Annotated in this window: 6 protein-coding genes; all 6 read right to left on the reverse strand. The window is 58.0% G+C overall.

The annotated features are described in order from the left end of the window. A partial coding sequence (locus AC52Q4_RS10950; protein WP_495536832.1) for a UDP-N-acetylglucosamine 2-epimerase occupies positions 1 to 344 on the reverse strand: 344 nt, incomplete at its 3' end. Positions 345 to 383: 39 nt separating this feature from the next. Continuing rightward, entirely contained in the window at positions 384 to 1,961 is a 1,578-nt protein-coding gene (locus tag AC52Q4_RS10955; protein WP_495536833.1) for a TIGR03016 family PEP-CTERM system-associated outer membrane protein, read from the reverse strand. Then, entirely contained in the window at positions 1,924 to 2,820 is an 897-nt protein-coding gene (locus tag AC52Q4_RS10960; protein ID WP_495536834.1) for an XrtA-associated tyrosine autokinase, read from the reverse strand. Before AC52Q4_RS10960 ends, AC52Q4_RS10955 begins: the two co-directional genes overlap by 38 nt. Before the next feature lie 40 nt (positions 2,821 to 2,860). Beyond that, positions 2,861 to 4,441, reverse strand: coding sequence for an XrtA system polysaccharide chain length determinant (locus AC52Q4_RS10965; RefSeq protein WP_495536835.1), 1,581 nt, complete (start codon positions 4,439 to 4,441; stop codon positions 2,861 to 2,863). 67 nt (positions 4,442 to 4,508) lie between these two features. Continuing rightward, a complete protein-coding gene (locus AC52Q4_RS10970; RefSeq protein ID WP_495536837.1) occupies positions 4,509 to 5,111 on the reverse strand; it encodes an XrtA/PEP-CTERM system exopolysaccharide export protein in 603 nt (200 codons plus the stop codon). 321 nt (positions 5,112 to 5,432) lie between these two features. Further along, positions 5,433 to 8,154 (reverse strand): XrtA/PEP-CTERM system TPR-repeat protein PrsT (prsT, locus tag AC52Q4_RS10975; RefSeq protein WP_495536836.1); only part of this gene is annotated, 2,722 nt, incomplete at its 5' end.

The following is an 8,154-nucleotide window of genomic DNA, read 5'->3' on the forward strand; positions in this document are numbered from 1 at the left end:
TTGACGTCGCCGACCACCAACACGGCGCACGGGGCGAGCTCATCCACGATAGGCTCGAAGCGGCGCATGATCTCAGCGGTCTGAACCGCGTGTGAGCCTGAACCGACTCCCAGCGAGATATCCGGTATCGGCAAGTCCAGAGCCTGGAAGTGCTGGTCGTTCATCGCAACGTCGTAATGCTGCCCGGTATGCAAAAGGCGCGTGGGCACACGCGGCTGCGCTCGCGCGAACGCCTCCAGCAACGGCGCCATCTTCATGTAGTTGGGTCGGGCGCCGATGACGCACAGGATCTCAGGTCGGCTAGAATCAGCAAATGCCATTTGCTTGGCGCTCTGCTGGCCCATCGACGCACCTCACTTAGCCGATCCCATAAAGCCTGGCCCTTAGAAACTCGTGCGGATTCCCGCCGTCACCGCATTCTCTTGGAATGCAAAAGCGCCCCCACTCGAGTCACGCGTCTGATGACGGTAATCAATGCTAGCGCTTGTAGACGGACCGAGATCGCGGGCCAGTCCCAGTTTTGCATGCCAGAACGTATTCTGGCCGACCGCGCGCAGGGGCTCGATTTCCCTGACACCTGCGGAAGCGTTGAACTGTAAGTTCGCCTTGAGTTGCCAACTCCAGCCTATGGTCACGCCCTGCTGACGGGATTCGGAACCGTCGCGTTCGATCGTTCGCCGCAGAAATGAATACGCGAGGCTCACCGAATGCCTCGCCGACAGCAAAGTGACGGAAGCTTGCCCCCGGCGGAGGACGAAGAAGTCCTGGACCGCTTCCGGCCTTAATACCGTGATCTGATCGATCGGCTGACAGGCGGGATCCGCAGGTGGGCAGTCCGGCGAAAAGAGGGGTATCGTGCCAACGTCGGCCAGGATGACGTTACGCAAGCTCGCAATGCGTTGCGTGAAATTCGCCTGCCATAACGTCGTGCGCCTTCGGTAGCGAAGATCCAAGTCGATTGTCTCGCCAAAAAAACGCCTGCCGTAGCGGGCTGACAGACTCGCCCGTTCGTTGGGAGCCCAGTTAAAGCCAACATTCCAAATAGGGCCATCGATCGAATTGCGAATCGATTGGAAATCGTTGTCCTGATAGCCGCCGGTCGCGGATACGGACAGGTGTGGAGTAAGCCGATAGCCAAGCGTAGCGGTGGCCTCGTTGAAGGTACCGGATCCGAACCGACCGACACCAGCGCCACCGCCGCCGCCACCGCCAGTAAAGCCACCGCTTCCGAAGCCTTGGGACCGCTGTGTTCGCGTCCGACTGGCGTTCAAGGACCAGAGCAGAGGTCCGAAAGCATCACCATTTTGTAAAGTGGCGCTGAATTGGTTGGTTTGGCTATCGGCTATGTCCCCACGATCGATAAAGACGCGGTCATGGCTGTAACGCAGTGTGGATTCGGCGTATGAGCCAAAACGGTTTTTGAAATAAGGACTCGCCGAGACGACCGTAACCGAGGTGAGGTTCGTAAAGCCCGCCGTATTATCAATCCCGATCGGGCCGGTCAAATTGCTAGCGAATTGCCTGCGTCGGGCACGGGCGTCGAAAAACAGATGCTGATCGACCAGTTCTGTAGTTCCATTCGCATTTAGCTGGTGAAAAATCCTGGTACGGTTGCGTCCTCGACCGCCCTCAACAACGCCTGAGCCATCGAGAGCAATTATACCGTCCAACGTGTAAGAGAGGTTTCCACTGGTTCGGGCCCCCCGTCCCCTGATGTCTACCCCAGGAGACACTCGCGTCACGAAACCCGCCGCGCCATCCGGTCGCAAAGTGACGTTGTCGGTGAGCGTCTCGCTCGCTGCAATTCGCGGAGTCACCTCCCAGTTTGCACTCGCGGGCCATGGCACACTTGCCACGGCAGCAAGTAAACCGACTGTAGAGATTGCACCGTGCCTAGCACCCCTCCTTGGCATAAAGCGTTGTTCAGCTCTTATGGTAACCGTAGCCGTATCCGTAGCCATACCCGTAATCGACACCCGGTAGGTGGCGTGCCTTGTTCAGGAGAGTCATGACTACATCACACGGCTTTAGCTGCTCCAGCGCACCGCGCACCGCGGGCTCGGGGACGCGCTCGGCCTCAATTACTAAAATGACTTGCCCCATATGGGCTGCAAGCACACTCGCCTCGGAGGTTGCCAGCAAAGGCGGAGAGTCGAATAGCACGATTCGGTCCGGATAACGCTGTGCCATTTCCGCAGTAAGCGAAGCCATTGCCTCGCTCGCGAGAAGCTCGGTGGAGTGCCTATGATTGGTACCTGCCGTCACGATACTCAAATTCGGAACACTTGTCCTTACAATAGCGTCGGCGAGATCGATATCCTGGCCACTGAGCACATCGAGCAAACCGACTTCCCCTTGGACGCCGAGATAGGTCGGGATCGCTGGGCGCGCAACGTCAGCATCAACGAGCAATACAGTATGGTCCACCTCATGGGCTATACTGAGTGCCAAATTGATGGTGCAGAAGCTCTTGCCCTCCCGCGGTAGTGCGCTGGTAATCATCACCAGGTTGCCAGAACGTACAAAATCAGATCGAGTTCCAAATGCATTATTGATAATCGGGCGCTTGAGCATCCGGAACTCTTCCGCTAACTGGCTGCGGGTATCCTCAGGAGTAAGCAAACCTTGACTCTTCATGCGCTCTATATCCAGCACATGGATACCGGGCCCTTCGCTCGCCGGCACTTTGGGAGGATGTTTGGCTGCTGCATCCGGTGGCACCGCGCCCTGCTTGGCTTTGGGGGCGTTCCGCTCGCTAGGCTCTCGCACCGGTTGCCGATTCCGACCGGTCTTTTTTAGCGCCTTCTCAATGGTGTTCATGCCCCCTCCCTCTCCCTGAGGTCTTCAAAATGAAAAATTCTCAACTGGCCAGATAAAACGTAGCGAGCGAGCCGAATGCGAGCAGCAGCGTAACCGAGCCCAGGGCATACGCCGTTAGCCCCCTGCGGCGTGCACGAATCATTTGCCGCGTCTCGTTGAGTGAAATCGCCCCGAGGAACGGTCGATCGCTAATGCGCTCCAGAGCTTGTCGCGACATGATCATTGGACGCAGCTGTCCGAGCAGGAAGGCAACCCCAATACCAGCTGCAACGGCAACCAGAAGGATCCCAGAGGAGAACAGAACGCGCTGCGGTCCAGCAGGCGTTGACGGCACATGTGGTGGGTCAACTACGCGAAAATCGACCGTTTCGCTGCGACTTTGTACAACCCCAGACAACATTGCCTTCTCGCGGCTCTCGAGAAGTTTCTCGTAGTTCCTTTTAATGACGCTATAATCTCTCGTGAGACTTTTGTACTTAGCTTGAATCGCCGGAATCTTATCAACCGCCGCTTTGAGCTTGTTATAACGCTGTTGATACTCGTCCACTCGCGCCTGCAGGGAGGCGACCTCACTCTCCGCCTCGGCAAGCGCAAACTGCAGTTGCTGAATGTAGGGGCTGGCACCTGTCGGATCCAAATCCATGCCACCACCGCTCACTTGTCTCTTTCTCTCCGCAAGCTCCTGCTTACGCTGCGCGCGCAGCGCACCCAGTGCCCGCTTGGTAGCAAGCACGTCCGGGTGCTGCGCAGTATATCTCATTCGCATCTCGTCGAGATTTATTTCCATGGCGGCGATGCGACCGTCGAGACTTGACCTAAATTCTTTTTGAGCCCCTCCTTCCCCTCCTGCCCCTTCACCACCGCCCTCGGGGGTGGCCAAGAGGACAGGCTCCGTTCCCTGCAAACGGCCGTTGAAGCTATCGCGTCGCCGCACGGCTTCGTCCAATTCAAGCTTAGCCTGCTCAAGCTGCTGCTGCATCTGCTGCAACTGCGCGTAATAGTCGCTCTCCTCCTGACCGGGAATCATCCCGACATGTTCGCGCTTGAATTCCTTGATGCGCTCCTCCATTACCTCGAGCTTTTGTTTGTATGATTGCACCTGCTGGTCGAGAAACTTGCTCGACGAAGTGAGATCTTTACGCGTGTTGCCGAGGCTGCTTTCTACGAACATGTTCAGCGTTGCCTGAACAACCCGCTGCGCGATCCGCGGGTTGGGATTTTCGTAGGAAAGGGTATACAGGTTCGAACGGCCTGCGCTGGCTAGCTTTATTTGCTCAGAGAGACTATTTATGACGCCCTCTAGTTGCTCGGATGTCTTTGCAGAGAGGTCAAGATCGGTGCGCCGCGCCACTTCCTCCAGATTCGGTCGACTGAGCAGCGTTCGGGTCATCATGTGAACCTGCTCATTGACAGGTGGGCGCACGGTTAGATCCTTGAGCAGAGGAGAAAGCAACGTTTGAGTGTCAACATAGACTCGTGCTGAGGCTTTATACTGATCGGGTAGCTCATAGACCCAACTCCAGCCGAGTACCGCAACAAGCCATGCAACCGCTAGGCAGTACCAGCGGTAGCGCCAAGACGCCCGAGCATACTCCATTATTTGGGCAAAGATCTGATCCATAACTCCTAGACCTTGGCTCACACTCCATGCGAAGCGGAACGTTCAGGACTTGATATGCACCACGTTGCTATAGAAGCGACTGCGGTATAATGAGCACATCTCCCGGTAATATCTCAACATTAGCCGAAATATCGCCACCTTTGAGCAAATCATCGAGACGCACCGCATACTGCTGGCGCTCACCCCCCACAGTACGCACGAGGGTTGCGTCGTTACCATCAGCAAACTCGGTCAGACCGCCCACGGCAATCATAACGTCCATGAGGGTCATGCCCTTGCTAAACTGCAAGGCCTGCGGCTCCGCGGCCTCGCCAAGGACCCGGATCTGGCGGTTGTAGGGCCCCACGAACCCCGAGAGAATTACGGTGACTACCGGCTCCTTGATATAGCGAGACAGCGCCTTCTCCAGATCACGGGCAAGCTGGACTGACGTCCTTCCTGTAGCAGGCACACCTTCTACGAGGGGTGTATTGATGCGTCCATCTGGCGGCACCACAATCGTCTGCGACACCTCAGGGTTACCCCAAACGACGATCTCCATCGTATCGCCTGGACCGATAATATATCGATCAGGCGCTCTCTCTTTGGCGATCGTCGGTGCCGGTGGGTGGCTCAATGAGTTACAGCCCGATAACGTCGCTACAGCCAGAGCGACCGCCAGACAAGCCATAACAGTCTTTCTTCTCCTTGGCACGGCGAACCCCCGTTCCATCTTCGCGCCGGCTGTTACCACCGGTTTACCTATGAGTCTCAAAGTATGCGTTCTTGTCACTTAATCGTATGGGACGGCCTGGTGAGAGGTCGACACCCTCCATCAAGAGGGGCGCCTGTAGGCGGGTAAGCGACCCCCGCGATTACTACACTATCGGATTTTCAATTACAACCTTTAGGCCAACTCATTCACTATCCACGTGCGCCCACCCAAATTTTCAAAAGGAGAAACGTATTTTATATTTTGCTGAGATATATTTTTATCATCAAATTCCATAGCTTACAGGTTTTCCAGGAGAGCCTGGGCGTCGCTCCTCTCCGGGAAGCTATTCCCCTTGGCCAATAAACTTTCCAGCTCCTGACGTGCCGCCGACTGCTGGCCAGCACGAGCCAAAGCGGCCGCATAGTGATACCGAACGGTAGCCGAATCACCTAGGCGCTTACGCGCGGATTTCAGCAACTCCATTCCCGGCTTGATCTGACCGTCCTCGACCAGTATCCAGCCCCAGGTATCCTGCAACGCGGGGTTCTGCGGGTGCAGCTGATTCGCCTTTCTCGCGAGCGACATCGCCTGTGCGCGGTCGTGAGGCCAGCTCGCCAGCGCGAGATTATTGAGAACGGCAGCGTCCTGCGGATGGACCGCGATCACCTTCTTGTACACCTCGGCCGCCTCCCTATTACGGCCCATCAACAGATAGCGATCGCCTAGTTCGCGCGCCACTCGCAGGTCCTGAGGGCGCGCTTCCAGCCACCCGGCCAAACCCTCGACGCTTGCCTCTTGCGCACCTGAGTTCCATTGCAGGCGCGCCAGCATGCGCACCACGGCCCGGGATCGAGGATGCGCCTGCGCGGCCGAGCGTAACGTTTCGATGGCTTGAGGCACGTTGGACTGCTGTACGCGGATCTGCGCTTCCAACAGTGAACCCAACGCAGTGTTCGGGTTCTGTTGATCGATCTCTTGCACAAGGGCCAACGCCCGAGTGAAATTCTTCGCTCGGGCCTCCAGCTCGATCAATGCCACCGTAACGCCCTTATGACGCGGGCTGAGCTCGCGCGCCTCGGCCAATGCTTTTCTTGCACCGTCCGTATCGCCTGCTCGCTCGCGTGCCCGCGCAAGCTGCACTCGGGCCGGGATAAAATCGGGGTGGGTGTCGATCAGCTCCTGATAGACATTCGCAGCCGCCCGAGACTTCCCTTGCGCCAACAAGGCCACACCTCTGATGTAGCGCAGGCCCACGTGGTCCGGATTGGCCCGCAGTGCCTTTCCGGTAGCCAGTTGCGCTTGCCGCGTTTTCCCTTGAGCAAGCAGTTCCCTGGCATACAACCCGGCGGCGATGGCGGATCGCGGATTGTCCTTGGCGGCCTGCTCGAGCCAACCGAGAGCTTTCGCCCGATCGCCGGCCCGCACAGCGAGACTCGACAGCGCCAGCTCGGTTTGCAAGTGGCCAGGATGAACCTCCAATACGGTTCGATAATGTTCGTTCGCCGCGGCGATATTCTGATCCTGCGTATCCAGCACGGCGAGACCGTGGTGTCCGCCGATGCTGGTGCGATCTTTCCTCACCGCAAGCTCAAACGCTTCACGTGCCGCATCGCGCCGCCCATCCAGAAGAAAAACCAGCCCACGCAATACATGCGGGAGGTCACTTTCACTCGCTTTCTTCTCTACCCGATCGATGGCTTGCAGCGCTTGCTCAAACTGCCGCTTGGCGATGAGCGTACGCACGAGCACAACATCGGCACGGATATCCTCCTCGTCAAGTTGCGAGGCGATATCCAGCTCTTCGATCGCTTGCTGCGTCTCGCCGGTCTGCAGCAGCACATTGGCCAGCGCCATGCGCAATGTCGCGCGATCGGGTGCCCGCGCCACGGCCTGCTCGAAGTATTGCCGTCCGGCCGCACTATCGCCTGCCGACAGTGCAGCCTGACCGATCGCCGCCAGCACCTTCGGGTCCTCGATGTCCAGCCCTTGCAGCTGTCGCAGGGTCTTCACGGCTGCGTCGTTGCCGCCGACCTGGGCTTGACTGAGCGCTAGTAGCACTTTTACCCGCACGGCCTCAGGGTGCTTTTGTAGAAACCGGGAAAATTGCTGGATCGCCTGCTCATAGTTGTGCTGCGCGTAATGGGTCAATCCGAGCCAAATAATGGTAGGATCAAATTCGGAATCGGCCCGCAATGCATCGTGGTAAGCAACCGCCGCATCATCGAAACGCCCCTGACGAAATCGCAGGAAGCCGAGCAAATGATTCGCCTGCGCCGAGGAAGGCGCCAGCTTATGCAGCAACTCGATGTCGGTTTCTGCCGCATCGAGCCGGTTTTCCCTTAGCCGGGCTTGAGCACGCCCCAGCAAGGCATTCGGCTGTTTGGGCGAGAGTTCCAGGGCTTTGCCGAACGCGTCGATCGCGGCCTGGCTCTGCTTGGCGGCTGCCTCAATGCGACCGAGCATGATCCAGCTCTGGACATGCTCCGGGTGGCCATCCAAAAGTTCCGTGACCCGCGCCCTGGCCTGATCATATTGTTTCCGCAGGAGGTCACAGCTGGCGAGCCCCAGAGCGCCCGAGAGATTCTCCGGATCAAGTTTGGAGGCCTGCTGATAGTCCAGGCACGCTTGTTCCGTTTCGCCCAACCCCTGCTCGGCACCCCCTTTGACGATCAAAGCCTCTGCGCGGCGGGCCGCATCCACCTGGGTGTGGCGATCCAGTGCATCGATCACCTCGTGATAGCGGCCCTGCATCAGCATGGCCTTGGCGAGCTCAGGCGCGATATCGCGTTCGGAAACCCCGAGCGAAATCGCTCGGCGCAGCTCTTTTTCCGCGGCTCGCCCCTGGCCGCTCTCTAAATAGGTTTTGCCCAGTAATAATCTGCCCTTGGCGTTATCCGGGCTTTGCTGAAGCGCATTTTTCAATTCGATGACGGCGGCGTTGAGATCACCCTTGGCCCGGTATTCGATTGCGCTGCCGATATGCTCTTCGGGTGAACGGGCGCCGAAACGGTCACAGCCC

It is taken from the genome of Nitrococcus sp., assembly GCF_059432795.1.

Excerpts from the sequence above, each read along its gene's own strand:
- AC52Q4_RS10955 (WP_495536833.1), bottom strand. The coding sequence starts at position 1,961 with ATGGCTACGGATACGGCTACGGTTACCATAAGAGCTGAACAACGCTTT.
- AC52Q4_RS10960 (WP_495536834.1), bottom strand. The coding sequence starts at position 2,820 with ATGAACACCATTGAGAAGGCGCTAAAAAAGACCGGTCGGAATCGGCAA.
- AC52Q4_RS10965 (WP_495536835.1), bottom strand. The coding sequence starts at position 4,441 with ATGGATCAGATCTTTGCCCAAATAATGGAGTATGCTCGGGCGTCTTGG.
- AC52Q4_RS10970 (WP_495536837.1), bottom strand. The coding sequence starts at position 5,111 with ATGGCTTGTCTGGCGGTCGCTCTGGCTGTAGCGACGTTATCGGGCTGT.